This window comes from Streptomyces sp. NPDC001315 (assembly GCF_042896175.1).
GTDB lineage: Bacteria > Actinomycetota > Actinomycetes > Streptomycetales > Streptomycetaceae > Streptomyces.
On the sequence record NZ_JBIAWZ010000006.1, the window covers coordinates 1 to 25,966 of the forward strand.

Genomic DNA, 25,966 nt, shown 5'->3' on the forward strand with positions numbered 1-25,966 from the left:
AGATCACCACGAGTCACGCAACCGGTCTACCGCATCCAGCACCCTCCCGAAGCGGGAATGACCGATCCGTGATCTCAACTCAGAACAGGCCCTAGAGGGCTCTACATCCGTTCTCCTCGGAAGGCCCTCTTGTGAACCCCTTCGTGCGCAAGACCCTGGTGATGCAGCTCCGGGCGGGTGCCACGGACCGCTTTCCGGTGCTCACCCATCTCTGCTACGACGCCGAGGACCCGTTCGCCGTCACCGCGGTGTTCAGCCACGACGGCCGGGTCCTCGCGCGGTGGCGGCTGGACCGGGAGATGCTCGCCGACGGCCTGCGGGGGCCGGTGGGGGTCGGCGACGTGCGGTTCCGCCCCGTGGCGACGGGCCAGTGGGAGGAACTGCGCATGGAGTTCCTCGGCGACGCCCGGCCCGACGGCGGCCGGCACCATGCCGTGGTGTTCGCCTGGGCTCCGGCGGTCGCCGCCTTCCTGCGCGAGACCCGCGAACTCGTCGCACCCGGGCAGGAGGAGGTCCGCGTCGACGACTTCCTCACCCAGGTCCTGGCCGGGGGGTGAGGAGCGCAGGGCCGTGCCGGTACGGGAGCTGCTCAGCCGTGCTTCGCCACCGCGCGGCAGCCGCCGGCCTGCGCCGCCGACGGTGTGTGCGGCTCACCGCGCCACGTCCGAACGGGACGTATGGCGATGCCGCACCCACAGCGGGAGTGCGAACCAGCACAGCAGGTACCACAGGACGACGACCGCGACCAGGTAGGGCACGAAGCCGTCGTGGGTCGCCACCCGCAGGATCAGCAACAGCGCTGCGGTCATGGTGGCGAGCAGCAGGATCAGACCGACGAACGTCAGCCAGGAGGCCCACCGCACCATCTGGGGTTTGATCCGGCGACCGGAGACGAGGCGGTGCAGGGACACCGGCCCGATCAGGGCGCCGGTCGCGGCGGAACCCAGGACGACGGTCACGATGTAGATGACCTGGTCCGCGTGCTCCAGCTGGGCGTACTTCGGGGTGAACACGACGGTGAGCAGGAAGCCGAACAGGATCTGGACGCCCGTCTGGGCCACCCGCACCTCCTGGATCAGGTCCCCCCACATGCGGTCCGCCCGCTCCTCCGCGGACTCGTTCCGCCCTGTGCGCCTGTTCGCCCCGTCTCCGCCGACCGTCACGATGCCTCCCTGCTTCAGCCCCCGCCGTTCCCGTCCTGCACCGTGTTCCCCGTGGGCGCCCCCTCGATCGCGGCGGTGACCGTGCGGTGCCCGCCCATGACGCCGTGCGTTTGCGCCCGGGTCGAGCGGCAAAGCGGATCCCATGAGTGAAACGAGCAAGGACACCAGCGAGAAGGCAGGCGCCGCGGCGCAGGGAAGGCGGGCCGCCGACCGGGTCACGGTCCCGGCCGCGCGATCGGCGAAGGCGGCCGCCACGAGGACGGGCGATGCCGGGTCGGCCGCCGAGGGGGCCGCGGAGCGGGCGGCGGACGCGACGAGCAGGGTCGCGCACACCGCGGCGAAGGGGGTCGAGGCGGGGCGGCAGGCGATCGTCGCGTCCGCCGGCCAGGTCGCGGCCACGGCGCAGACGGCCTGGACGGTGATCGCCCACCGCAAGCTCGTCGCCGCCGGCGTGGGTGCGGGGCTGACCGCGCTGACGACCGCGTCCTACCTGGCGGGGCGCCGGTCGCAGCGGCAGACGTACGGCCCGGTGACCCGGTGGACCGGCGGGCGCATCTGAGCGGCGGCAGCGGAAAGGCGGGGCGTACCGGCGTCGGCCTTCACGCCCCGCCGCAGCTGTCCGCAGTCTGCACGACTACCAGCGTTGGGGACCCCTGCGGATCACCACCTTGCGGGGTTACCAGCGGCCTTCCACCTGGTCCTTGATCCGGTGGTCGTAGAGGTCCCGGATCGCGGTGAGTGTCGTCTCCGACAGTTCGGGGAGCTTGGCGGCGGCCGCGTTGGCGCGGGCCTGTTCGGGTGAGCGGGCGCCGGGGATCACGGTGGTCACGCCGGGCTGCTGGACGATCCAGCGCAGCGCCAGCTGGGCCGGGGTGTACCCCTCGGGAGCGAGGGCGGCGAACTCGGCGGCGGCCTCGACGCCCGTCGCGAAGTCGACGCCGGAGAAGGTCTCGCCCTGGTCGAAGGACTCGCCGTGCCGGTTGTAGGTGCGGTGGTCGTTCTCGGGGAAGACCGTGTCCTTGGTGTACTTGCCGGACAGCAGGCCGGAGGCGAGCGGTACGCGGGCGATGATGCCGACGCCCGCCGCACGGGCCGCCGGGAGCACCTCGCGCAGCGGCTTCATACGGAACGGGTTCAGGATGATCTGCACGCTCGCCACGTTCGGCCGGGCGATCGCGGTCAGCGCCTCGTCGCAGGTCTCCACACTGACGCCGTACGCGGCGATGCGCTCCTCCTCGACCAGCGTGTCGAGGGCGTCGAACACCTCGTCGGAGGAGTAGACGGGCGTCGGCGGGCAGTGCAGCTGCACCAGGTCGACGCGGTCCACGCCGAGGTTGCGCCGGGAACGGTCGTTCCAGGCCCGGAAGTTGTCCAGGACGTAGTTCTCGGGGATCTGGTCGACCCGGCGGCCCATCTTGGTGGCGATCTGCACGTGCAGGTCCGGCCTGCCGCTCAGGAACGCGGCGATGGTCTGCTCGCTGCGCCCGTCGCCGTAGACGTCCGCGGTGTCGAAGAAGGTCACCCCCGCCTCGGCCGCCGCCTCCAGCACCGCGAGGGCTTCCTTGTCGTCCACGTCGCCCCAGTCGGCGCCCAGCTGCCATGTGCCAAGGCCCACGACGGATGCGTGCTGGCCCGACCTACCGAATTCGCGCTCGTCCATGCGACCAGTCTGTCATCCCTCGCGCCGTGGTGCGGAACGGATTCCTCCGGTCCCCTATCCGTAAATCTTTCACTCGGAAGAGTGAATTGGCTCTACGGGAAAGCGGTCTCTGTCAACCCGCCCCTAGCGTGAGCGCGTGACTGATCGTTCAGTAAGCAACTTCCGGTCCGAGAACCCGTCCTGGAGCCGTCGAGGGTTCCTGCGCACAGCGGCCGCCCTGGCCGCCGTCCCCGTCCTCGTCGCGGCCGATCCGGCCGTCGCCGCGGCGGAACTGCCCGACTTCCCGGCAGACGTCGGCCTTTACCGGACGGCGTACCGCAACTGGGACGGCGAGATCACCGCCGTCGGCCTGTGGGCCTGCGCGCCGACCGGCCCCGGTCAGGCGACCACGGTGGCCAACTGGGCCTGGGGGCACGGCTGGACGGTGCGCGCGCGAGGCGCCGCGCACGGCTGGTCCCCGCTGACGATCGCCGAGGGGACGCAGTCGGACGCGCGCGTCCTCCTCGTCGACACCGCCCCGCACCTCACCGGCCTGACCCTGGAATCCGGTTCCGCCGTGCGGGCGGGCACCGGTGTCACCCTGGAGGCCCTGCTCACCTTCCTGGAGGAGCACGGTCTCGGCCTGACGGCCGCGCCCGCACCCGGTGACCTCACACTGGGCGGCGCGCTGGCCATCGACGCGCACGGCACCGCCGTACCGGCGCGGGGCGAGGAGCGGCTGCCCGGGCACACATACGGCTCGCTCAGCAATCTGGTGCTGTCCCTGACCGCGGTGGTGTGGGACGAGGACAGCGGCGCCTACGTGTCACGGACGTTCACCCGTGACGAGGCGGACTGCGCCGCCCTCCTCACCCATCTCGGGCGCTCCCTGGTCACCGAGGTGGTGCTGCGGGTGGGCGCGAACTCCAACCTGCGGTGCGTCAGCCGTACGGACATCCCGGCCGCCGAGCTCTTCGCGGCGCCCGGCGAGGACGGGCGGACCCTGGCGAGCTTCCTGGAGTCCAGCGGGCGGGTCGAGGCGATCTGGTTCGCCTTCACCGAGTTCCCCTGGCTGAAGGTGTGGAGCGTGGCCCCGACCCGGCCGCTGACCTCGCGCCATGTGACGTCGCCGTACAACTACCCGTTCTCCGACAACGTGCCGACCCTGGTGGCGGACCTGGCCGGGCGGATCGTCTCGGACGCGGCCTGGTACCTGGCGCCGGTGCTCGGCAACGCCCAGCTCGACGCGGCCGTGCTCGGCCTCACGACGACACTGTCCGCCGACATCTGGGGCCCGTCGAAGAACACGCTGCTCTACATCAAGCCGACGACGCTGCGGGTGCACGCCAACGGATACGCCGTTCTCACCAGCCGCTCCCAGGTGCAGCGGGTCGTCGCCGAGTTCACCGACTTCTATCGTGAGCGCCTCGACGCGTACGCCGCCCTCGGCCGTTTCCCGGCCAACGGCTCGGTCGAGATCCGGATCACCGGCCTGGACGACCCCGCGGACGCCGAACTGGCGGGCGCCCGTGCGCCACTGCTGTCCGCGCTGCGGCCCGACGACGACCACCCCGAGTGGGACACGGCGGTCTGGCTGGACGTCCTGACCCTGCCGGGCACGCCGTACGCCGACGCCTTCTACCGCGAGCTGGAGAGGTTCCTGCTCACGACCTACGACGGCGGCCACGCCCTCACGCGGGTCGAATGGTCCAAGGGCTGGGGGTACACGACCGAGGCCGCCTGGAGCGACCCGGAGGTCCTGGGGACGAGCGTGCCCGGTTCCTTCGGCGCCGCCTGGGACGAGGCGGCCGCCGCGCTCCAACGGCTCGATCCGCACCGGGTGTTCACGGGGCCGCTGCACGACCGGCTGTTCCCCTGAGGCATCAGGCGGGCGTGAGGTGGGCCTGTACCGTCGGGCCGTAGCGGTCGACGATCGCGTCGATCCCGCTCGCCCGCAGTTCGGCGCCCCGGGCGATACCGAACATCACGCCGAGGCCTAGCAGGGTGGCGAGGGCGAATTCGGCGCGCAGGCCCGCGTCGGGGCCGTCGAGGCGGGCGGCCAGGCGGTCCGTGACCTGGGTACGGAAGTTGGCGCGCAGGACGTCGCCGTGCTCGCCGTGCAGGGGCGCGAAGGCGATCCGGAGCACGGGGTCTGCGCCGCGCTCGACCTGACTCTCCAGGACGTGGCGGACCATGTGGCGGCCGAGTTCGGGTACGGGGGCGTCCAGCAGCGCGTCGGTGTCGGTGTCGAAGGACATGACGCGGGCGAAGAGGGCGTCCTTGTTGCCGAAGTACTTCAGGATCAGCGGCGGGCTCACGCCGGCGCGCTCGGCGACCGCCTTGAGCGTGATGTCGGCGTGGGCGTGCCGGGCCAGCAGGTACCGGGCCGCGCGGAGGATGGCCGCCTTCGTGGCCTCGGCGTCCCGACGGGCGGGGGCGGACACGCCGGAGGGAGTGGTGCTCACGGTACTCATACTCCCTTCATCGCGCCGTCCCGCGCGGACCGGGTGCGTCCGCGCGGGCGCCGGATTCCGTCGGACGAGGAGTCGCCCGGGATGGTCAGTGCGACCGCGCTCGCCGCCAAAGCGACGGCGCCGGCGACCACGAACGCCATCAGGTACCCGTGCAGCGTCGGCACCGGAACGCCGCCCAGGGGGCTGGTGTGGTGGACCAGCACCGCGGCGACGGCGGCGCTGGAGACGGCCTGGCCGATGGTGCGCATCAGGACGTTGACGCCGTTGGCGGAGGCGGTCTGCTCGGCCGGCACGGCGTGCAGGATCAGGGACGGCAGCGCGGAGTACGCGAGGGTCGTGCCGATCGCCACGACCGTGGCCCCCACGATGATCATCCACAGGTGGTGGCTGTCCGCGATGCGCACCGCGTAGCCGGTCGCGATGACGGCGGCCCCGACGGCGAGTGTGACGCGCGGTCCGCGGGCCGCGGAGATGCGCGCCGAGACCGACGAGAACAGCAGCATGGTGATCCCGCCCGGCAGCAGGCACAGTCCGGTCTGGACGATGGTGAGGCCGAGACCGTATCCGGTGGCCTCGGGTGCCTGCACCAGCTGGGCGGTCACCAGGGAGTTGGCGTAGAAGGCGAACCCGGTCAGCAGGGCGGCCACATGGGAGAGTCCGACCTTCGGCCTGGTCACCAGCCGCAGGTCGACCAGGGGTTGCCGGGCGCGCAGTTGCTGCCACCACCACAGGCTGAGGACCACGGCCGCGGTGAGGAAGAGCCCCGTGATCCGCGCGCTGCCCCATCCCCACTGCCCGCCCTGGGACACGCCCAGCAGCAGGCAGATCAGGCCGGCGGCCAGCCCCAGTGCCCCGGTCACGTCGAACCGGCCGGGCGAACGGACCGGCGACTCCGGTACCGCCCACCGGACCAGCGCGACGCCGCTCGCGCCCAGGGTGGCCGTCACCCAGAACATGACGTGCCAGTTGGCGTACTGCACGACCACCGCCGCGGCCGGCAGCCCGAGGGCGGCGCCGATGCCGACGGTGGAGCTCATCAGCGCCACGGCGGAACCCCGGCGTTCCGGGGGCAGTTCGTCGCGCAGGATGCTGATCGACAGCGGTACGACGGCGGACGCGGCGCCCTGCAGGGCGCGTGCGGCGATGAGGATGCGGATGTCGGAGGTCAGGGCACAGGTCACGGAGCCTACGGTCATCAGGCCGAGGGCCGCGAGCAGTACCCGTCGTTTGCCGTACATGTCGCCGGCCCGGCCGAGCACCGGGGTGAGCACGGCACCCGACAGGAGTGTCGCCGTGACCATCCAGGAGACCGTGCCCGGTGAGGCGCCCGTCAGCCGGGGCAGGTCCGGCAGCAGCGGCACGACGACGGTCTGCATGACGGCCATGAGGGTTCCACCGAAGGCCAGCACCGGAACGGTGAGCCGTCCCCGCAGGGGCCTGGACCCGCCGGTCGCGGCGGACGGATCGGATATCGGGGAGGGCGACGCCATGGGCACTCCAGCGGCCGATGCGAAGAAGCAGAGGGGTGAATAGCAATTCACCCTATCGGTGAATTGCCGTTCACCCAACAGCGAGCCGGTTTGAGGTGGCGTTTTGCGACCCGACAGCGCCGGCCACCTGTGCCGGAACTCAGCTGTCGTGCTATGACCCCGTCCCGCCGGTCAGCCGGCAGCAGCCGAGCGGCACTCCGGGTGGCCCCAGCCCTGGTCGTTCTTGGCGATCGGTTCGCCGGCCGCGTACTGGCGTCCGCAGACGCAGCGGCCGGGGAACTTCGCCTTGATCGTCCGCGCGGAGCCGCCGCCGCGCGGCCGGGACGCCTTGGGCGACGGGGCGGACCGGCGGCGCGGCGCGCCGGACGGCGGGGTGTCGGGCGAGAGCGGCGGCGTCGGCGAACCGAGGTCGCTGCCCGCGGGTTCCTGGACGGACGCGGCCTGGCTGGCGGCGCGGTCGGCGAAGTCGTTGAGCGGGTCGCCGTCGACCTGGTGGGCGGGCACGTAGCGGAAGTCGACCGAGCGGCCGTCCAGCAGCTCGTCGATGCGTACGACGAGCTCCTGGTTGGCGACGGGCTTGCCGGCGGACGTCTTCCAGCCGTTGCGCTTCCAGCCGGGCAGCCAGGTGGTGACCGCCTTCATCGCGTACTGCGAGTCCATCCGGATCTCGAGCGGCAGACCGGGGTCGGTCGCCGCCAACAGACGCTCCAGGGCGGTGAGTTCGGCGACGTTGTTGGTCGCCTTGCCCAGCGGCCCGGCTTCCCAGCGGACGGGGGTCTCCGTCTCGTCGGCGACAACCCAGGCCCACCCCGCCGGTCCCGGGTTTCCCTTCGATGCCCCGTCGCACGCGGCCACCACACGTTCACGCATGCACACGATCATCCCACGTCCGGCCGGGGCGCTCGGCCACGGGTCAGGGGACGTCCTTGATGTTCGGCATGTCCCCCGACGTCGTGGTGATGTCGATCACCGAGAAGTTCGCGCCCTGCGGGTCGCTGATCGCCGCGAACCGGCCGAACGGGCTGTCCATGGGTCCGAACCGCAGCACACCACCGAGCTTGGTCGCCTTCGCGACCGCGTCGTCGCAGTTGTCGACGGTGAAGTAGACGTTGATGTACGACGGCACCTCGGGCGGGAAGTCGTCCGTCATCTTCATCCGGCCGACGACGGTCTGGTCACCGAGGTTGAACATGCGGAAGTCGATCGCCTCGTCATGAATCTGCTTCGCCGTGTACGGGAAGACCGCGGGGAAGAACGCGTCCGTCTTCTCGGGCTCACGGGTGAAGACCTCGGCCCAGCAGTAGGCGCCGGGCACGGCCGTCGCCTCGAATCCCTCGTGGGCACCGGCCTGCCAGACGCCGAAGACGGCGCCGCTGGGCTCGCGGGCCAGGCACATGGTGCCGAACTCGCCGACCTGCATCGGCTCCATCAGCAGCTCGCCGCCGTTCTCGCGGATCTTCGCCGCGGTGGCGGCGGCGTCCGGCGAGGCGAAGTACAGGCACCACTGAGACGGGCCTTCCTGGCCGGGCATGGGCGGTACGACCGCGGCGACCGCCTTGCCGTCCGCATAGGCCTGGGTGTAGTTGCCGTACTCCGACGACGACTCGCCGAAGGTCCAGCCGAGGACGTCGCCGTAGAAGCTCTTGGCTCCCTCGAGGTCACCGAACATCGCATCGGCCCAACAGGGGGTTCCCTCAGGTTGTACGGCCATGACTGCGGCCCTCTCGGATCGGTGGGGTTGTCCGGTTTCTCACGCTAGCCATGGGTCGGTTCCATCGCGCGCCGAATGCGTCCCTCCGTTAGAGACTGGAGGACGGGACACGGATAGGCACGGACGGACACGGACGGCTCTGCGGCGGACGGGGCGCGGTATGGCGGACGGAACGATGCGGGCGTGGTCGGTGGTCGCGCCGGGGCCGGTTGCCGAGGGATCCCTCCGGCTCGTGGAGAAGCCGGTTCCGGTGCCCGGGGACGACGAGCTGCTGGTGCGGATGCGGGCCTGCGGGGTGTGCCGGACCGACCTGCACGTCACCGAAGGCGATCTGCCGGAGCACCGGGCGGGGGTGACGCCCGGACACGAGGTGGTCGGCGAGGTGGCGGGCCTCGGGGCGGCGGTGCGCGGCTTCGCGGTGGGCGAGCGGGTGGGGGTGGCGTGGCTGCGCCGCACCGACGGCACCTGCGCGTACTGCGTGCGCGGGTCCGAGAACCTGTGCCCGTCCTCGCGGTACACCGGCTGGGACGCCGACGGCGGTTACGCGGAGTACACGACCGTGCCGTCCGCGTTCGCCCACCGGCTGCCCGGCGACGTCGACGACGTGGCGCTCGCACCGCTGCTGTGCGCGGGCATCATCGGTTACCGCGCGCTGCGCCGCGCCGCGCTGCCGCCGGGCGGACGGCTCGGGCTCTACGGCTTCGGCGGCAGCGCACATCTGTGCGCTCAGGTCGCGCTGGCGGAGGGGGCCACCGTGCACGTGCTGACCCGGGGCGCGGCCGCGCGGCGGCTGGCGCTGGACCTGGGGGCCGCCTCGGCGCGGGACGCCTACGCCATGCCGCCGGAGCCGCTGGACAGCGCCATCCTGTTCGCCCCGGCCGGAGATCTGGTCCCGGTCGCGCTGCGGGCCCTGGACCGGGGCGGCGTGCTGTCGATCGCCGGGATCCATCTGAGCGACGTACCGCCGCTGCGCTACGAGAGCGAGCTGTTCTACGAGAAGGAGGTGCGCAGCGTCACCTCCAACACGCGTGCGGACGCCCGGGAGTTCCTGGCGCTGGCCGCCCGCCACGGCGTACGCGCGACGACGCACACCTATCCCCTGTCGCGGGCGGCGCAGGCGCTGGGGGACCTCGGGGCGGGTCGCTTCGACGGGGCCGCGGTGCTGGTCAACGACCTCTCCTGAGTCCCATAGCCCACACACCTGTTCCCGCGCACAGAAGCGCACAAGACGCTCCTTTCGCCTCATTCGGAAGGTTTACACCTCCGGGGAACGAAGCCGCCCCCTTCACGCCGTACCCGGCCGCCGTCCCGGCTGTTTGGCTTGTCCCTGCGCAACGATCAACTCGCGCACCACCGGCCGTTCCGCTCACCCCTGTTCACCTCCCGGGAGGGAATGTGTCCGTACCGGAAAGCGCCACCGGTCCCGCCACCGACGAACCCGAACCCGAACCCTCTGTCGACGGACAGCTCACCAGCCTCAGCACCCGGGCGGCGCGCCAGCTCGCCACGACCACGAAGTCCGCTCCGCAGATGCAGGCGATCAGCTCGCGCTGGCTGCTGAGGGCGTTGCCGTGGGTGGACGTCAAGGGCGGCACCTACCGGGTCAACCGGCGGCTGACGCTGCGCATCGGCCGGGGCCGGGTGCAGTTCGAGCAGAACGGTGCCGACGACATCAAGGTCATTCCCGACACACTGACCGAACTGCCACCCCTGCGCGGCTACTCCGACAACGGGGTCCTCAAGGAGATCGCCACGCGCTTCCGCGTCCGGGAGGTCCGGGCCGGCCAGGTCCTCTTCGAGGCCGGGCAGCCCGTCACGGAGACGTACCTGGTCGTCCACGGCCGGTTCACCCGCTACACGGCCGGCAAGTACGGCGAGGAGGAGGTCATCGGGGTCGTCAGCGGCGGCGACCAGTTGGGGGACGAGGGCATCGGTCAGCGTGACCCGCTGTGGCTGAGCTCGGTGCGGGCGGAGACTGCCGGGGTGCTGCTGGCGCTGCCCTGGGACGTCGTCACGGAGTTCACCGGGCGGGTGCCCTCCCTCGCCGCGCACCTCCAGGCGTACGCCGAACGGCAGAAACTGCCCATGAACCGCAAGGGCGAGGCCGACGTCCCCCTGCAGGCCGGTCACGTCGGCGAGCCGACGCTCAACAGCGGCTTCGTCGACTACGAACTGGCTCCGCGCGAATACGAGTTGTCGCTCACCCAGACCGTGCTGAAGGTCCACACCCGGGTCGCAGACCTCTACAACAACCCGATGAACCAGACCGAGGAACAACTCCGCCTGACCGTCGAGGAGATCCGCGAGCGTCAGGAATGGGAGCTGGTCAACAACCGGGAGTTCGGGCTGCTGCACAACGCCGACTACGGGCAGCGCATCAGCACCTTCACCGGGCCGCCGACCCCGGACGACATGGACGAGCTGCTGTCCATGCGCCGCAGGACCAAGCTGTTCCTCGCCCATCCGAAGGCGATCGCGGCCTTCTTCCGTCAGTGCAACCGGCGCGGCCTGGTGCCCGGCACCGCGACCGTCGAGGGGCACGAGATCCCCGCCTGGCGGGGCGTCCCGATCTTCCCCTGCAACAAGCTCCCCGTCACCCAGCAGCACACCAGCAGCATCGTGGCGCTGCGCACCGGCGAGTCGGACCAGGGGGTGATCGGCCTGTACCAGACCGGTATCCCCGAGGAGTTCCAGCCGGGGCTGAACGTGCGGTTCATGGGCATCGACACCGCCGCGATCATCCGCTACCTCGTCACCGCCTACTACTCGATGGCCATCCTCGTCCCCGACGCGGTGGGGATCCTGGAGAACGTGCAGGTCGGCCGGACGGCCGAGTGACCGCGTGGAGTACGACATGAGCACGCCCCCCACCCCCACCGCTGCGCTCCCGCTGCCGGGGCCGCCCAACCTCGCCCGCACCCTCACCACCCGGCGCGGCGGGGCGATCCCGGGCCTCAGGTACCGGCCCGTCGCCCCCGCCGACCCCGAGAAGGCCGCGGAGATCGACCGCAGGCTGGAGGAGTGGGCGCGCGGTCTCGACCTGTTCCCGGAGAGCTGGAACGGGGACTTCTCGGGATTCCAGTTCGGACGGGCCGTGGTCCTCCAGCATCCGGAGGCGGCCGACCTGGAACGTCTCACGGCCGCGGGCAAGCTGCTGCTGGCCGAGAACATCGTCGACACCTGCTACTGCGAGGAGGACGAGGGCAAGGGCGGATCACGGCGCGGCCTGGGGGGTCGGCTGATCATGGCCCAGTCGGCGCTGGACCCGTACCACGGCACGCCCGAACTCCAGGAGCAGTGGCTGCACGGGGTGCAGGCCGATGGACCGCTGCGGTCGTACCACTGGGCCCTCAAGGACTACGCCGCCCTCGCCACCCCCAGCCAGACGGACCGCTTCGTGCACGACATCGCCCGGCTTCACCTGGGCTATCTCGCCGAGGCTGCCTGGGGCGAGACCCGGTATGTGCCCCGGGTGTGGGAGTACCTGGTGATGCGGCAGTTCAACAACTTCCGCCCGTGCCTGTCGATCGTCGACGCGGTGGACGGCTACGAGCTGCCGGAGGCGGTCTACGCCCGGCCCGAGATCCAGCGCATCACGGTGCTCGCCGCCAACGCCACCACGATCGTCAACGACCTGTACTCCTTCACGAAGGAACTGACCGACCCCACCCACCTCAACCTGCCGCAGGTCGTCGCCGCCAACGAGCGGTGCGGGCTGAAGGCCGCCTATCTGAAGGCGGTCGAGATCCACAACGAGATCATGGAGGCGTTCGAGACGGAGTCCGACCTGCTGTCCGCCACCTCGCCCCTCGTCGAGCGGTACGCCCGAGGCCTCTCGGACTGGGTGGCCGGCAACCACGAGTGGCACGCGACCAACACCCACCGCTACCACCTGCCCAACTACTGGTAACTCCCGCATCACTGACTGACGTCCCGTCAGACGTACCAAAAGGAGTCATAGTTGACCACCGTCCCCGCCGCCGTCACCACGACAGCACCGGTGCCGACCCAGTCCACGTACCAGAACCGCGTCGCGGACTACTGGAACGCCGAGCAGAACCCGGTCAACCTCGAACTCGGAAGGCTCGACGACCTCTACCACCACCACTACGGCGTCGGCGCCGTCGACTGGACGGTGCTCGACGAGCCCGATCCCCTCCGGCGCCAGGGGCGGATCACCGCCGAACTGCACCGCCTGGAACACGCCCAGGCCGAGATCCTCGCCGGCCGCCTCGGTCCCCTCTCGTCCGCCGACCGCGTCTTCGACGCCGGCTGCGGCCGCGGCGGCGGCAGCGTGGTGGCGCATCTGCGCTACGGCTGCCACGCGGACGGCGTGACGATCTCCGCCAAGCAGGCCGACTTCGCCAACGAGCAGGCGCGCAAGCGGAGCATCGACGACAAGGTGCGCTACCACCACCGCAACATGCTCGACACCGGGCTGGAGTCCGGCGCCTACGCCGCGTCGTGGAACAACGAGTCGACCATGTACGTCGAGCTGGACATGCTCTTCGCCGAGCACGCCCGGCTGCTGCGCCGCGGCGGACGCTATGTGGTGATCACCGGCTGCTACAACGACACCTACGGGCAGGCCTCCCGCGAGGTGTCCCTCATCAACGCCCACTACATCTGCGACATCCATCCGCGCTCGGCGTACTTCCGGGCCATGGCCCGCAACCGGCTCGTCCCCGTCCACGTGGAGGACCTGACCGAGGCGACCATCCCGTACTGGGAACTGCGCCAACAGGCCGACCACCTGGTCACGGGCATCGAGGAAACGTTCCTGACCGCGTACCGCAACGGCAGCTTCCAGTACCTGATGATCGTGGCCGACCGCGTCTGAGCCGCGGCCCCACCCGGCCCCGGGTACCACCCGGGGCCTTCGCGCGTCGCCGGAAGACCACCTGGGCGATCGGCCGACCGACATGACGTCCGGTCAAAACCGATCGACCACCGGGTTGTTCATGAGCTGGAATGGGGTCCATGTGTGCCCTGAAGATGCACTCGGACGAGGTGGACCTCGACGCGTCCCTGGTCGGCCGGCTGGTCGCCGAGCAGTTCCCGCAGTGGGCCGGTGAACCGGTCGAGCGCCTGGAGTCGTCCGGCACCGAGAACGCCATGTTCCGGCTCGGCAGCGGCCTGGTCGTACGACTGCCCCGGCGTCCGGGCGCGGTCGCGGACGTGGAGCACGAGCAGCGCTGGCTGCCCCGGCTGGCACCACGACTGCCCTGCGCCGTGCCCGAGGCGCTGGGGCGGGGCGGGCCGGGCACGGGGTTCTCGTGGCCCTGGTCCGTCTACCGCTGGCTGGACGGGCGCAATCCCGTCGTCGGCGCCGTCGAGGAGCCGAAGCTGCTCGCCGAGGACCTGGCGGAGTTCATCGGCGCGCTGCGCCGGATCGGCCCGCAGGACGGGCCGCCGAACCATCGGGGCGTACCCCTGGCGACCCGGGACGCGGACACCCGCTCGGCCATCGCACAGCTCGAGGGCAGGATCGACACCGGGGCGGTGACGGCCCTGTGGGAGCAGGCCTTGCGCGCACCGCAGCGGCAGGCGCCGCCTGTCTGGGCGCACGGCGACCTGTCGCCGGGGAACGTCCTGGTCTCGGGAGGACGGCTCGAAGCGGTGATCGACTTCGGCACCGTGGGCGTGGGCGATCCCGCCGTCGACCTGATCGTGGCCTGGAACCTGCTGCCCGAGTCGGCCCGCGACACCTTCCGGGACGCCGTGGGCGCCGACGACGCCGAGTGGGCGCGCGGCCGCGGCTGGGCGCTGTCGATCTCGCTGATCCAGTTGCCGTACTACTGGGAGACCAATCCGGCGCTGGCGGAGAACTCACGGCATGTGATCGGGGAGATCCTGGCCGAGGCCGGGTAGCGGGGGACCGGCCGCCTGGGGACGAGGGGCCGGCCGTCTCCCTGACGCGTCACTCGCCCGCGTACGCCTGCTCCAGGGCCACGATGTCGAGCTTGCCCATGGAGTACATCGCCTTGGTCGTACGGGCCGCCTTCTGCGGGTCGGCGTCGCTGATCATGTCGATCAGCCTGTCCGGGACGACCTGCCAGGACAGGCCGTACTTGTCCTTGAGCCAGCCGCAGGGGCCGGGCTCCCCGCCGTTCTCGGTGAGCTTGGTCCAGTAGTAGTCGATCTCCTCCTGGTTCTCGCAGAAGATCTGGAAGGAGACCGCCTCGCTGAACTTGAACTGCGGGCCGCCGTTGATCCCGACGAACTTCTGGCCGTTGGCCGTGAACTCCACCGCCAGCACGGAGCCGGCCTGGCCGGGTCCGGCCTCGTTGTAGCGGCCGATCCGGCCGATGCTGGAGTTCTTGAAGACCGACACGTAGTAGTGGGCGGCCTCCTCCGCCTGGCCGTCGAACCAGAGACACGTGGTGAATCCTTCGGTGGTCATGGGCACCTCCTGGGGCGTGGAACGCGGTCAACAGTGTCGACCGGTGACGGCCGTGAAACTCATCGGCCCGGCGGTCGATTCGTCCGGATGGCCGCGTCACCGACCGGAACTAACATCGCGACCATGACGTCTTCGACGGCCGACGGCATCCGGCCCTTCCGCCTCGCGATCCCCCAGAGCGACCTCGACGACCTGCACGACCGCCTCGACCGCACCCGCTGGCCGGACGCGCTGCCGGGCGTGGGCTGGTCGTACGGCGTGCCCAGGGACTATCTGCGGGAGCTCGTACGGTACTGGCGGCACGAGTACGACTGGCGTGCGGCCGAGGCCCGGCTCAACGAGTGGCCCCAGTTCACGACCACCATCGACGGCGCGAACGTCCACTTCGCGCACATCCGGTCCCCCGAACCGGATGCCGTCCCGCTGATCATCACGCATGGCTGGCCGGGCTCGATCGTCGAATTCCTCGACGTCATCGGACCGTTGACCGACCCGGCCGCGCACGGTGGGGATCCGGCCGACGCGTTCCACGTCGTGGTACCGGGCATTCCCGGTTTCGGACTGTCCGGGCCCACCGAGGAGACGGGCTGGGAGGCACGCCGGGTCGCCGACGCGTGGGTCGAGCTGATGGCACGGCTGGGCTACGAGCGGTTCGGTGCGCAGGGCGGCGACTGGGGCGCGGCGATCTCCCGTGAGCTGGGCCGCGCCCACCCCGACCGGGTCATCGGCGTGCACCTCAACCTGCTGCCGGGCGCACAGGCGACCAGGGAGCCCACCCGGGAAGAACTGGACGTCCTGAGCCCCGGGGAACGGGAACGCGCCCTCACCTCGTGGCGGCGGTGGAGCGCGTGGTCGCGCGAGGGGACGGGGTACGCCGTCCTGCAGTCCACCCGGCCCCAGACCCTGGCGTACGCGCTGACGGACTCGCCCGTCGGCCAACTCGCCTGGATCATCGAAAAGTTCAGGGAATGGACCGACTCGGAGGAACTGCCCGAGGAGGCCGTCGACCGGGACCGCCTCCTCACGAACGTGATGCTCTACTGGCTGACCGGGACAGCCGGTTCGTCCGCCCGGATCTACTACGAGCGGACGCACACGACCGGGCGGGTCGCGGCGCCGCAGGAGCCGTCGACCGTTCCGACCGCGCTCGCGCTCTTCCCGGCGGAGCCGCAGGTCCCCCTTCGGCACAAGGCTGAACGCTCCGAGAACATCGTGCGGTGGACGGAGTTCGACCGGGGCGGGCACTTCGCGGCGATGGAGGAGCCGGACCTGCTGGTCGGGGACGTACGGGCGTTCTTCCGGGAGTTGCGGGAGAAGGGTGTGGGCTGACGCTCTGCCCGCAGCGAATCTGCTGCGGGCCTAGATATCCCCCGCTGCCCTGGTTCCCGGCCGAGAGTGGAGATCGCGGCGACACCGGCCGCGCACGACACCCGACGACTAGGAGCGCCGATGTCTCCACTCACCGCAGGGCCGTGGCCGGCCCTGCTGCCTCGCGCCGAAGAGGGCGACACCCCTCCGACCCGGTTCGACGACCACCTGGCCGCCCAGCTGCTCGCGCAGCGGATCGTGCTCCTGGGCACCCAGGTCGACGAGGTCTCCGCGAACCGGGTCTGCGCCCAGCTGCTGATCCTGTCGGCGGAGGACCCGCGCACCGACATCAGCCTGTACATCAACAGCCCCGGCGGGTCCGTGCACGCGGGTCTCGCCATCTACGACACGATGCGGCTGATCCCGAACGACGTCTCCACGCTCGCGATGGGATTCGCGGCCAGCATGGGGCAGTTCCTGCTGAGCGTCGGCGCGCGCGGCAAGCGCTACGCGCTGCCCAACGCGCGGATCATGATGCACCAGCCGTCGGCCGGGATCGGTGGCACCACCGCGGACATCGAGATCCAGGCGGAGAACCTGGAGTTCACCAAGCGGACCATCGAGCGGATCACCGCCGAGCACACCGGCCAGAGCCAGGAGACCGTCTCCCGGGACGGCGACCGCGACCGCTGGTTCACGGCCGAGGAGGCCAAGGAGTACGGCATGGTGGACGGGGTCGTGGAGTCCCTCGCGGACGTACGCCCGGCCGCCTCCCGGCGACGGATGGGGCTGTGACATGGGGACGTACACGATTCCGAACGTCGTCGAGCGAACCCCGCAGGGCGAGCGGTCCTACGACGTGTTCAGCCGGCTGCTGTCGGAGCGGATCATCTTCCTCGGCACGGAGATCGACGACGGTGTCGCGAACGTCGTCATCGCCCAACTCCTCCACCTGGAGTCGTCGGCACCGGAGACCGAGATCGCGATCTACATCAACTCACCCGGCGGATCGTTCACTTCGCTGATGGCGATCTACGACACGATGACGTTCGTACAGGCGCCGATCTCGACGTTCTGCGTCGGGCAGGCGGCCTCCACGGCGGCCGTGCTGCTGGCCGGCGGGGATCCGGGACGGCGGTTCGTCCTGGAGCACGCGCGCGTGCTGCTCGGTCAGCCCGCCAGCGGCGGCCGGCAGGGCATGGTCTCCGACCTCGCGCTCCAGGCCAAGGAGATGGTCCGGATCCGCTCCCAGGTGGAGGAGGTGCTGTCCCGGCACACGCACCACGACATCGCGACGCTGCGCGCGGACATGGACCGGGACAAGGTGTTCACCGCGCCGGAGGCGGTGACGTACGGACTGGCCGACGAGGTGCTGAGCCGACGCCTCGTGCCCTGACAGCGAGCGTCAGGCCACCAGGCAGAGCCCGTTGTACGGCGAAGTGGTCGTCGTACGGCTCCTGCCGGACTGCCGGGAGAGTTCCCGGTGTGCCAGCGACAGCAGGTCGCCGAGGCCGAGACCGAGGGCGTGGGCGGCGGCCGCGAGGACCTCCGAGGAAGCCTCCTTGCGGCCACGCTCCACCTCCGACAGATACGGCATGGAGATGCGGGCCTCGTCGGCGACGTCCTTGAGCGTGCGTTCCTGCGCCAGGCGTTCGCGGCGCAGGACGTCGCCGATCAGGTCGCGCCAGAGGGGTTCCTTGGCGGCGGGTGGCCGGGCGGCCGGGCGTTCGGACAAGGGGCGGGCGGTCCCCGGGCGCACGGCCGGCGGGCGCAAGGGGATGACGCGGGCTTCGTTCGGCGCTTGGTTGCTCACCTTCCCCAGCCTAGGAGCGCGCGTGGCGACGGGAAGGGTACGGCATTCCGCCCTCGGTGGAATCGGGCGAAACGCCCGCACGTCAGGTGTCGGGGCGCTGTAGGTCACCTATCCCAACCCGGCTGCCGCGCAATACCTTTCGGTCTGACCTTTGGCAGGTTCAACGAAGACGCCATGCCGTCGCGAAGGTGCCCGCACCGTGGATTTCCAGCACACGATCGACCGCCCGCACGCGCGCAACGCGATCGGGCCCGCCACCATGGACCGCCTCGACAAGGCCCTCGACGCCGTGGTCGAAGCCGCGGACACGACGGACGCCCTGGTCATCAAGGGGGCGGGCGACAAGGCGTTCGTCTCGGGCGGCGACCTGAAGGAGCTCGCGGCGATCCGCACCGAGAGCGCCGCGACGGACATGGCACTGTGGATGCGTGGGATCTGCGACCGGATCGCCGCGTTCCCGACGCCGCAGGCACCGGCGCTCCCCGCACACGACAGCGCGCACACGACAGCGCGCGATGCGCCCGCCCCGAGGGGCCAGTACGCACCGCGCGCTGTCGGTCGGTTCAGGCGCGGGCCGGAGCCTGGCCGGCGGAGGCCGACTGCTCGTCCACGGCCTGGTCGTCGTCGGCCTTGCGCAGCGCGGGGATGAGCATCGCGGCGGCGGCCGACAGCAGGGACACGCCGCAGCCGATCATCAGGCCGGTGCGGAAGCCGTCCTCGGACGGGATCGTGTAACCGCCCATGGTGACGGTCATCTGGGCCAGGACGACACCGATGACGGCAGAACCGATCGTGGTGCCCAGCGAGCGCATCAGGGCGTTGAAACCGTTGGCGGCCGCGGTCTCGGAGACCGGCACCGAGCTCATGACGAGCGCGGGCATGGCGCCGTATGCGAGGGCGACACCGCTGTTGATCACGATGCCGGCGAGCATGATGCCCCAGGCCGTACCCATGAGCGGGAGCGCCGCCCCGTACCCGACAGCGATCACGAGGGCGCCGCAGATCAGCGCGAACTTCGGCCCGCGCGCGTTGATCAGCTTTCCGCCGAGCGGCGAGATGAGCATCATCATGACGCCGCCGGGCGCGATCCACAGACCGGCCGCCAGCATCGACTGGCCGAGGCCGTACCCGGTGGCCTTGGGGAACTGCAGCAGCTGCGGCGCGATCAGCATGAAGGAGTACATGCCGACGCCCACGAGGACCGAGGCGGCGTTGGTGAACAGCACCCGCGGACGGGCCGTGGTGCGCAGGTCGATCAGGGGGTCGCGGGTGCGCAGCTCCCAGAAGCCCCAGGCGAGCAGCGCCACGACGGCGACGGCGAACAGGCCGAGCGTGGTGCCCGAGGCCCAGCCCCAGTCGGCGCCCTTGGAGATCGCCAGCAGCAGCGAGACGAGTCCGATGGCGAGGCCGACGGCGCCGAGCGCGTCGAAGCGCTGCCCCTTGGCGGCGGGCGGGACGTCCGGCACGACGGTGAAGATCAGCACGCCGATGGCCAGGGCGAGGACGGCCGAGCCCCAGAACAGCACGCGCCAGTCGGCGTACTGCGCCACGGCCGCGGCGATGGGCAGGCCGATCGCGCCGCCGATGCCCATGGAAGCGCTGACCAGGGCGATGGAGCCGCTGAGCTTCTCGGCGGGCACGACGTCCCGCAGCAGCGCGATACCGAGCGGCACCATGCCCATGCCCATGCCCTGCAGACCGCGGCCGACGATCATCGGCACGACGGACGAGGACAGGGCGCACACCACCGACCCGATGATCAACGGCACCACACAGATGAGCATCATGCGGCGCTTGCCGATGAGGTCACCGAGGCGCCCGGAGACGGGCACGCACACCCCTGCGACCAGGAGCGTGATGGTGATCACCCACGCCGCGTTCGAGGACGAGGTGTCCAGGATCTGGGGCAGCTCGGCGATGAGCGGGGTCACCAGCGTCTGCATGATCGCGGCGACGGTACCGGCGAGAGCCAGGGTGGCGACGATGCCGCCCGCCCGGCCGCTCGACTGCGGGGCATCCATAGACGGACTCCTCAATCTCTTCAACGCATGCAAAGGTTATGCATCATACATACTCCATGCATCGCCCACATTTCATGTATGGGCCACATATATGACGAGAGGAGCTTCGGACACGGGGCGCGTGAGCTGCGACCCGCTGCGATACCGTCGACCTGGGAGGACGCACCTACATGGACAAGCCATCGCACCTGGTCGAGTTCGAGCACATGGTGCTCGGGCGGCACCAGCTGAGCTCCGCCAAGCACCGCCACCAGGCGGGCCGCATGGAGCGCAGCGCGTACATCATTCTCAGCCGCATCCGGGTGCAGGGTCCGATGTCGATCGGGCAGATCAGCGACGCGTTCCGGCTCGACACCTCTACGGTCAACCGCCAGACGGCGAGCGCGATGAAGGCCGGGCTGCTGGAACGGATCCCCGACCCCGAGGGCGGCATGGCCCGCAAGTTCCGGCTGACCGAGGAGGGCGAGCGGCGCCTCGACCACGAGCGGGAGACGCACATCCAGGAACTGGACAAGGTCTTCGAGGACTGGTCAGCGAAGGACGTGGAGAACTTCGCCCACTACCTCCAGCGGTTCAACGCGAGCGTGGAACGGATCATCGGCCAGCCGTGGCCGCGGTCCTGACCGCTCCCTCGAACCGCCTCCGACGGAACGACATCAACGCGTCGGAGCCGAGTTGGCGGTAGCCGAGCGGGCGCAGGACCTGGGCATCCATGCGGAGGGTCGCATGCCACTCCTCCTCACTCTCGGCGTCGCGGATCAGGTCGTCGAGGCGTTCGGCGAAGCTGAGCCAGTGCAGCAACAGATGGCAGCCGGGCGGCGGCGAGCATGAGCGGCATGTGGAAGCCCTCGCGTTCGTGGAGCAGATGCTCCAGCGCTACGACGGAGCCTCCCCGGCATCCGGAACGTAAGGCCGGCCCACGACCACCTGCGACCGGCGACCGGTGGGCCCACGAGGGCCGGCATGCCCGATGGGGACCGCGGCGGGGACGCGCTCGGCTGCTCCCGGACGCACCGGGGGGGCGGCTCAGTCCCCGCTCAGCGCCAGTACGGCGCGCACGCGTTTGCCGACCGGCACGCGCTCGGCGGTGACCTCCAGGGCCAGCGCATGGACGATCTCCAGTCCGTGCCGGCCGACGCGCTCGGGGTCCCGGGGAAAGCGCAGAGGCAGGGCCACGCTGCTGTCGTAGACGCTGACCGTCACGGAGACGTCCGTGCCCTCCAGTTCCAGGATGTACGGCCCGTTGCTGTGCCGGTCCGCGTTGGTGACCAGCTCGCTCACCACCAGGAGCAGCGCACCGTGCGTGCGGTCGCCGATCGTGGCGCACCACTCGGTTCGGAGCTGCTCGACGAAAAGGGCCGCGAAGGACCGAGCCTCTGCTATGCATCCCGGTTCGCCGGTGAAGTGGGCCGCCCGCCGTAGCGGTTCCACGGGTACGTCGAAACCAGTCGGTATCACTGCCCCGCCCAGGTGCTCGGTCATGCGTTTCTCTCTCGGAAGCCGGACTGGCCGGACGCTGCTGCATCTGTGCTCGTACCCCGAGCCGCGCCCCGCACGCCCCGAGACCGCTGTGCCGCTTCTGACAGGTGCGGCGGGTCACAGCGAAGGCAGGGGCACCACGGGCTCCGGGACGCTCGGGGGCGACTCCGACGTCGTCGTACCGGCGGACGGCGACCCCTCGGGAGCGGAGGGCTCGTGCGACTCGTACGTGGACGACGGTGATTCGCGGGTCGTGGACCCGGAGGGCGGCGGCTCCGAGGAAGGCTGCTCCGATGGCGGGGACTCCGACGAGGGAGCCTCCGAGGAGGGCGACTCGGAGGACGGCGGCTTCGAACCGGGCCTCGACGAGGGCGGCACGGTGGACGGGGGGCGGGATTCGGGTGGCGTCGGCGTGGAGACGCTCACCGACGGGGTGGGCGTGCCCACCGGCCGCTTGGTCTTCTGGTCCTCGCGGCCCGTGTCGCCCCGGTGACGGGCGATCCACTCGTCGTTGTGGGGGTCGTAGAGGACGAAGATGTCGATGGTCGTCGTGGAGGGGGTCACGACGACGACGTTCGACGGGTTGAAGGACGGCCAGGGGTCGCCCGTCTGCTTGAGGGGTGTGGTCAGCTGGGCGGCGGTCGGCGTTGTCAGCGGGTTGCCGCAGGCGCAGCGCACGCGTGGCACTCCGTGGCCGTCGACCAGGACCGCGGTACCGGCCTGCAGGACGGCAAGATAGGTGGTGGCCTCGCCGTCGCGGTAACCGTGGTTGGTGACACGGGTGTCCATGCGCAGCTGTACGGGGGTGAGCGAACTCACGTAGGCCGGGACGTCTTCGGGTCGGATGCCGAGGACCCAGCCGAACGCCTTGTTCCTCGAGGGGTCCGCCCGCAGGGCCGTGATCTGCTTCGCCACGTCGCAGCTGGAGACATGGCGGGTGCCGCCGTAGAGGCCGGGCTCGGCGCCGTCGACGCTGCGCACCGCGTCGGGCGGGGCCGACCGGGCGCTCGGGGAGACGGAGACCGGCGGGAGGGAGACCGGCGGGAGGGAGACCGGCGGGAGGGAGACCGGCGGGAGGGAACCGCCCTTCGCCGCGGACGACGTGAACGGGTCCTGGCCGGTCTTGGCCGCCGGCTGCAGGACCTCACTCGCGCTCGCGGAGCCGGAACGGCCGTCGGACCGGGTGAGGACGACCGCGAGGACCACGGCGGCCACGGCCGCGGTGGCGATGAGCGCGACGCGCGGCGCGGACCTCCACCACGGCGGATGTGGCCCCGGAGCACCGCCGTCTCCGCCCGACGGCCGGAAGGAGGGACCCGACGGCGGCCCCGACGGAGGGCCCGAAGGCGGTCCCGAGGGCGGTCCCGACGGCGGTCCCGACGGTGGCTGCGGGAATCCGGACAGCGGGCCCGAGGGCGGGCCCGTGGGACGGTCGGGGGGCGGGGGTTCGACGCTCACGGGCTCACCTTCCCGACGTGGGCCGACGCGGCGTTCATCCCGTTCCCACCGCTTTTCCGCGACCTGACCATTGTGTGCGCCGGACGGGTATCACGCGCAAACGGACGCGGACGGACCTCCTGGCGGGCGCGGGGTCCCGAGGCTGCTTAGCGTGGCAGAGTGAGCCAGCGAACCCCCTCCGGCCGGGCAGTCGCTCGTCACGGCTGGGTCCAGGCCGTCGCCACGGTGCTGGCCGGGCTGGTCGCCATGGGGGTCGTGGCCACGCTGGGGCTGTGGGCGGCGGGCGCGGCGGACCTGCCGGACGGAGCGTTCCCGCGGGTGGTCGCGGCTACGGTCGTCACGGCCGTCGGCGGCGCCGTCGAGCTCTCCGGGAACGCCGGGGGTCTCGCCCGCACCCGGGCGGGACTGACGGTGATCCCGCTGTCCGTCACCCTCGTGGGGGCCCTCGTGGTGGCGGCCGGATTCCTGCGGCCGCTGCGGCACCGGGCCGTGACCGGAGCCGCGGAGCTGGCCGGGTGGGCCGCCAGGATCGCCGCCCTGTGGCTGCTCGGACTGCTCGGACTGGCCTTCGGGGCCCGGCACACCTTCGCGATCTCCCTCGGCAACGGGGTGATCAGCGACATCGGTGACCTGTTCGACGTGTCGCCCGAGCTCGGCTTCACCACGAATGTGCCGCTGACCCTCGTCCTGGGCCTCCTGTGGCTGGCCGGTGTGCTGGTCCTGGCCCTGCTGGTGTCGCGCGGCGCCCCGCTGCCCGCGCGGCTGCTGCGCTACCAGGAGTCGGTACGGCCGGCCGCCTACGCCATGGTCGTGCTGCTGCTCGCCTGCGTCGCCGTGGGGATCGTCATCGCTCTGGTGGCGGCGGCGACCCGCGGTCACCCGGCCGACACCGCCGCCGTGATCCTGCTCGGCATGCCCAACCTCGTCTGGGTCGCGCTCACCATCGGCATGGGCGCCACCTGGGAGGGCCACGTGGACGGCTCGTTCGCCCTGCCGATGCCGCACGTGCTGGACCAGGTGCTGCGCACCCCGGACGTCTCCACACTGAACCTGGCCACCCTCACCGACCATGACGGCCGGTGGTGGTGGCTCTTGGGCGCCGACGCGGTACTGCTGCTGGTGGCCGCGTTCGTGCTGGCGGCGCGGTCCCGGGCCCGGATCAGGGCCTGGCAGCACGCCGTCCGCATGGCGGTCGCGCTCGCCCTCACGGTCTTGATGATCTGCCTGGCAGGCCGGGTCTCCGCGCACTACGACCTGTCCCTGCCCGTCATCGGCGACCTGGGCGGCAGCTTGTCCGGCGACCTGTTCCTACGACCGCGGGTGTGGACGGCGCTCGGCTTCGCCTTGTTGTGGGGCCTGGTCACCGGCTTCCTCGGCAGCCTGCCCGCCCGCCGCGCGCACCGACATGGCGAGGCCCCGCACAGCGCCCCGGGCCTCCCTCCCTGACCATCACAGCCGCACCCCACGCCCCGCCTCGCCTCAGCCCCGCTCCCTGAACACCGGCGCGGCCCACCGCGGCGGTGGCTTCGCGACGCGCAGGTCCACCTCCGTCGGGGAGTGGTCCTGGTCGGCGGCGCCGGACGGTGGGGTGCGCAGGGCCGCGACGAAGGCGAGGCAGGAGTCGTAGCGGTCTTCGGGGGTCTTGGCGAGGGCCTTGGCGAACACGGTGTCGAGGTAGGGGGCGAGGTCGGGACGGGACGCCGACAGCGGGGGCGGTTGGTCGTACTGGTGGGCCCACAGCAGGGCCATGTCGTCGTCGCGGCGGAAGGGCGGGCGGCCCGCCAGGGACTCGTAGACGACACAGGCGAGGCCGTAGACGTCGCAGCGGCCGTCGACGGGACGGCCGGAGATCTGTTCGGGAGCCACGTAGTCGAGCGTGCCGACGAACTGGCCGACGGTCGTGAAGCCGGTCAGGGACAGCGACTTCTTGGTCAGGCCGAAGTCCGTGAGGTAGACGTGCTCGGGGTGGTCGCTGTCGGTGCCGCGGGCCACGAGGATGTTGCCGGGCTTCACGTCGCGGTGGACCAGCCCGTGCTCGTGGGCGGCGTCGAGCGCGGAGGCCACCTGCGCGGCGATGCGCAGGGCGGTCCGCAGCGGCAACGGACCGCGGCGGTCGAGGAGACGGCGCAGGTCGCTGCCGGCGACGTAGCGCATGGCGATGTACAGGACGCCGTCGGTCTCGCCGGCCTCGAAGACCGGCACGATGTGCGGGTGGTCGATCGCGGCCGCCACCCGGGACTCATGGGTGAAGCGCTGCCGGAAGGTGTCATTGCGGGCGAGTTCCGGGGCCAGCAGCTTGAGGGCGACGGTGCGGTCCAGGCGCAGGTCCCGGGCGCGGTAGACCACGGCCATGCCGCCGCGGCCGACCTCTCCCTCGATGCGGTAGCTCGCGATCTGCCGGCCGATCAGTTCGGAGGGCCTGCCCACGAAGCGGCCGGTGTCGCCCGGCATCAGGGTTCACCGTCGGGGTCGACGACGCGGGTGGGCCCGTGGCCCCCGTCCCCGGCCCCGGCCCCGGCCGGCTCGTCGTCCGCGGCGTACGTGCTCAGGCGTGTCCCGTCGCCGTACATCCACCGCCCCTGTTCGGCGTCGTACAGCCACACGGACTCCCCGTCGACGACCACGCCGATCCTCAGTCCCCGGGTACGGCGCCGGAAGGACTCGCCGTCGAGGCCGGCTCCCGCCAGTTCCTCGACGGCCGCCCGGTACTGCGCGAGCGCCTCCTCGGCGCGCCGGAGCAGCGGGCGCGGGTCGGCCACGCTCGCGAGCGGGTCCGCGCCGGGCGGCGGGTCCTGCGGTACGGCGACCAGGAAGCGGCCGTCGACCCAGGCGGACCAGCCGTTGGCGCACCGGACGTGTCCCCAGTCGCCGCGCCGCTCCGCGAGCTCGACCGGCAGCAGCGGGTCGAGGGGCACCGTGGGACGGGCGGGGTCGGGGGCCTCCCAGGCGGGCATGCCGTGCTGGGGGACGACGTGGGTGGGCCGGAAGCCGGGGGTCGTCATCGCGC

At 71.4% G+C, this 25,966-nt stretch carries 28 protein-coding genes; 14 read left to right on the plus strand and 14 right to left on the minus strand.

Annotation, left to right across the window (positions count from 1 at the left end; translation table 11 throughout):
* The first annotated feature begins 131 nt into the window (after positions 1-131).
* Positions 132-557 carry an SsgA family sporulation/cell division regulator gene (locus ACFY16_RS18625; RefSeq protein ID WP_390648203.1) on the plus strand — a complete coding sequence of 142 codons (426 nt, stop codon included), beginning with the start codon at positions 132-134 and terminating at the stop codon, positions 555-557.
* 93 nt (positions 558-650) lie between these two features.
* Here the strand turns inward: ACFY16_RS18625 and ACFY16_RS18630 are convergent, their stop codons facing one another.
* On the minus strand, positions 651-1,091 hold the full coding sequence (locus tag ACFY16_RS18630; RefSeq protein WP_390648601.1) for a DUF6328 family protein: 441 nt from the start codon (positions 1,089-1,091) through the stop codon (positions 651-653).
* Positions 1,092-1,305: 214 nt separating this feature from the next.
* Between ACFY16_RS18630 and ACFY16_RS18635 the strand changes: the two genes are divergently transcribed.
* Positions 1,306-1,722, plus strand: a complete 417-nt coding sequence (locus tag ACFY16_RS18635) for a hypothetical protein (RefSeq protein WP_390648204.1) — start codon at positions 1,306-1,308, stop codon at positions 1,720-1,722.
* 117 nt (positions 1,723-1,839) lie between these two features.
* On the opposite strand, the gene ACFY16_RS18640 is transcribed toward ACFY16_RS18635, so the two are convergent.
* Positions 1,840-2,823: an aldo/keto reductase gene (locus ACFY16_RS18640; protein ID WP_390648205.1), complete on the minus strand. Its 984-nt coding sequence runs from the start codon at positions 2,821-2,823 to the stop codon at positions 1,840-1,842.
* Between the two features lie 136 nt (positions 2,824-2,959).
* On the opposite strand from ACFY16_RS18640, the gene ACFY16_RS18645 reads away from it, so the two are divergent.
* Positions 2,960-4,681, plus strand: a complete 1,722-nt coding sequence (locus ACFY16_RS18645) for a cholesterol oxidase substrate-binding domain-containing protein (RefSeq protein ID WP_390648206.1) — start codon at positions 2,960-2,962, stop codon at positions 4,679-4,681.
* A 4-nt stretch (positions 4,682-4,685) separates the two neighbouring features.
* Here the strand turns inward: ACFY16_RS18645 and ACFY16_RS18650 are convergent, their stop codons facing one another.
* The 4 genes from ACFY16_RS18650 to ACFY16_RS18665 form a co-directional block, all read right to left on the minus strand.
* Positions 4,686-5,276 carry a TetR family transcriptional regulator gene (locus tag ACFY16_RS18650; RefSeq protein WP_390648207.1) on the minus strand — a complete coding sequence of 197 codons (591 nt, stop codon included), beginning with the start codon at positions 5,274-5,276 and terminating at the stop codon, positions 4,686-4,688.
* The gene (locus ACFY16_RS18655) at positions 5,273-6,766 is read right to left on the minus strand and encodes an MFS transporter (protein WP_390648208.1); all 1,494 of its coding nucleotides are present in this window, start codon (positions 6,764-6,766) and stop codon (positions 5,273-5,275) included. Before ACFY16_RS18655 ends, ACFY16_RS18650 begins: the two co-directional genes overlap by 4 nt.
* A 171-nt stretch (positions 6,767-6,937) precedes the next feature.
* Positions 6,938-7,648: a ribonuclease H gene (locus tag ACFY16_RS18660; protein WP_390648209.1), complete on the minus strand. Its 711-nt coding sequence runs from the start codon at positions 7,646-7,648 to the stop codon at positions 6,938-6,940.
* 31 nt (positions 7,649-7,679) lie between these two features.
* Positions 7,680-8,477: a VOC family protein gene (locus ACFY16_RS18665; RefSeq protein WP_390648210.1), complete on the minus strand. Its 798-nt coding sequence runs from the start codon at positions 8,475-8,477 to the stop codon at positions 7,680-7,682.
* A gap of 175 nt (positions 8,478-8,652) precedes the next feature.
* Here ACFY16_RS18665 and ACFY16_RS18670 point away from each other — a divergent pair, with 175 nt between their 5' ends.
* The 5 genes from ACFY16_RS18670 to ACFY16_RS18690 all read left to right on the plus strand — a co-directional run bounded on the left by ACFY16_RS18670 (position 8,653) and on the right by ACFY16_RS18690 (position 14,348).
* The gene (locus tag ACFY16_RS18670; RefSeq protein ID WP_390648602.1) at positions 8,653-9,660 is read left to right on the plus strand and encodes a zinc-binding alcohol dehydrogenase family protein; all 1,008 of its coding nucleotides are present in this window, start codon (positions 8,653-8,655) and stop codon (positions 9,658-9,660) included.
* Between the two features lie 212 nt (positions 9,661-9,872).
* Positions 9,873-11,315, plus strand: a complete 1,443-nt coding sequence (locus ACFY16_RS18675) for a family 2B encapsulin nanocompartment shell protein (RefSeq protein WP_390648211.1) — start codon at positions 9,873-9,875, stop codon at positions 11,313-11,315.
* 16 nt (positions 11,316-11,331) lie between these two features.
* Positions 11,332-12,387 carry a family 2 encapsulin nanocompartment cargo protein terpene cyclase gene (locus tag ACFY16_RS18680; RefSeq protein WP_390648212.1) on the plus strand — a complete coding sequence of 352 codons (1,056 nt, stop codon included), beginning with the start codon at positions 11,332-11,334 and terminating at the stop codon, positions 12,385-12,387.
* A 51-nt stretch (positions 12,388-12,438) separates the two neighbouring features.
* A complete protein-coding gene (locus tag ACFY16_RS18685; protein ID WP_390648213.1) occupies positions 12,439-13,317 on the plus strand; it encodes a geranyl diphosphate 2-C-methyltransferase in 879 nt (292 codons plus the stop codon).
* Positions 13,318-13,457: 140 nt separating this feature from the next.
* Positions 13,458-14,348, plus strand: coding sequence for an aminoglycoside phosphotransferase family protein (locus ACFY16_RS18690; protein WP_390648214.1), 891 nt, complete (start codon positions 13,458-13,460; stop codon positions 14,346-14,348).
* A 49-nt stretch (positions 14,349-14,397) separates the two neighbouring features.
* Here the strand turns inward: ACFY16_RS18690 and ACFY16_RS18695 are convergent, their stop codons facing one another.
* Positions 14,398-14,880, minus strand: a complete 483-nt coding sequence (locus ACFY16_RS18695; protein ID WP_390648215.1) for a VOC family protein — start codon at positions 14,878-14,880, stop codon at positions 14,398-14,400.
* A gap of 123 nt (positions 14,881-15,003) precedes the next feature.
* Here ACFY16_RS18695 and ACFY16_RS18700 point away from each other — a divergent pair, with 123 nt between their 5' ends.
* From ACFY16_RS18700 to ACFY16_RS18710, 3 genes are all read left to right on the plus strand, one after another.
* On the plus strand, positions 15,004-16,209 hold the full coding sequence (locus ACFY16_RS18700) for an epoxide hydrolase family protein (RefSeq protein WP_390648216.1): 1,206 nt from the start codon (positions 15,004-15,006) through the stop codon (positions 16,207-16,209).
* 120 nt (positions 16,210-16,329) lie between these two features.
* Positions 16,330-16,983, plus strand: a complete 654-nt coding sequence (locus ACFY16_RS18705) for an ATP-dependent Clp protease proteolytic subunit (protein WP_390648217.1) — start codon at positions 16,330-16,332, stop codon at positions 16,981-16,983.
* Position 16,984: 1 nt separating this feature from the next.
* The gene (locus ACFY16_RS18710; protein ID WP_390648218.1) at positions 16,985-17,584 is read left to right on the plus strand and encodes a ClpP family protease; all 600 of its coding nucleotides are present in this window, start codon (positions 16,985-16,987) and stop codon (positions 17,582-17,584) included.
* 9 nt (positions 17,585-17,593) lie between these two features.
* On the opposite strand, the gene ACFY16_RS18715 is transcribed toward ACFY16_RS18710, so the two are convergent.
* Positions 17,594-18,001, minus strand: a complete 408-nt coding sequence (locus ACFY16_RS18715) for a helix-turn-helix domain-containing protein (RefSeq protein ID WP_390648219.1) — start codon at positions 17,999-18,001, stop codon at positions 17,594-17,596.
* A gap of 199 nt (positions 18,002-18,200) precedes the next feature.
* On the opposite strand from ACFY16_RS18715, the gene ACFY16_RS18720 reads away from it, so the two are divergent.
* Complete coding sequence (locus tag ACFY16_RS18720) at positions 18,201-18,650, plus strand: enoyl-CoA hydratase/isomerase family protein (protein WP_390648220.1); 450 nt, start codon at positions 18,201-18,203, stop codon at positions 18,648-18,650.
* On the opposite strand, the gene ACFY16_RS18725 is transcribed toward ACFY16_RS18720, so the two are convergent.
* The gene (locus tag ACFY16_RS18725; protein WP_390648221.1) at positions 18,565-20,022 is read right to left on the minus strand and encodes an MFS transporter; all 1,458 of its coding nucleotides are present in this window, start codon (positions 20,020-20,022) and stop codon (positions 18,565-18,567) included. The two genes, ACFY16_RS18720 and ACFY16_RS18725, sit on opposite strands and share 86 nt — an antisense overlap.
* Positions 20,023-20,192: 170 nt before the next feature.
* Between ACFY16_RS18725 and ACFY16_RS18730 the strand changes: the two genes are divergently transcribed.
* On the plus strand, positions 20,193-20,645 hold the full coding sequence (locus tag ACFY16_RS18730; RefSeq protein ID WP_390648222.1) for a MarR family winged helix-turn-helix transcriptional regulator: 453 nt from the start codon (positions 20,193-20,195) through the stop codon (positions 20,643-20,645).
* Here ACFY16_RS18730 and ACFY16_RS18735 read toward each other — a convergent pair.
* From ACFY16_RS18735 to ACFY16_RS18745, 3 genes are all read right to left on the minus strand, one after another.
* Positions 20,617-20,823 carry a hypothetical protein gene (locus ACFY16_RS18735; protein ID WP_390648223.1) on the minus strand — a complete coding sequence of 69 codons (207 nt, stop codon included), beginning with the start codon at positions 20,821-20,823 and terminating at the stop codon, positions 20,617-20,619. The genes ACFY16_RS18730 and ACFY16_RS18735 overlap by 29 nt on opposite strands.
* A 225-nt stretch (positions 20,824-21,048) precedes the next feature.
* On the minus strand, positions 21,049-21,504 hold the full coding sequence (locus tag ACFY16_RS18740) for an ATP-binding protein (RefSeq protein WP_390648224.1): 456 nt from the start codon (positions 21,502-21,504) through the stop codon (positions 21,049-21,051).
* Positions 21,505-21,618: 114 nt separating this feature from the next.
* Entirely contained in the window at positions 21,619-22,959 is a 1,341-nt protein-coding gene (locus tag ACFY16_RS18745; protein WP_390648225.1) for a DUF6777 domain-containing protein, read from the minus strand.
* A gap of 159 nt (positions 22,960-23,118) precedes the next feature.
* Between ACFY16_RS18745 and ACFY16_RS18750 the strand changes: the two genes are divergently transcribed.
* Positions 23,119-24,405, plus strand: coding sequence for a streptophobe family protein (locus tag ACFY16_RS18750; protein ID WP_390648226.1), 1,287 nt, complete (start codon positions 23,119-23,121; stop codon positions 24,403-24,405).
* A gap of 33 nt (positions 24,406-24,438) precedes the next feature.
* Here ACFY16_RS18750 and ACFY16_RS18755 read toward each other — a convergent pair whose 3' ends face one another.
* A complete protein-coding gene (locus ACFY16_RS18755) occupies positions 24,439-25,410 on the minus strand; it encodes a serine/threonine-protein kinase (RefSeq protein ID WP_390648227.1) in 972 nt (323 codons plus the stop codon).
* The gene (locus ACFY16_RS18760) at positions 25,410-25,961 is read right to left on the minus strand and encodes a hypothetical protein (RefSeq protein WP_390648228.1); all 552 of its coding nucleotides are present in this window, start codon (positions 25,959-25,961) and stop codon (positions 25,410-25,412) included. The genes ACFY16_RS18755 and ACFY16_RS18760 overlap by 1 nt, the downstream gene beginning before the upstream one ends.
* Between the last annotated feature and the right edge of the window lie 5 nt (positions 25,962-25,966).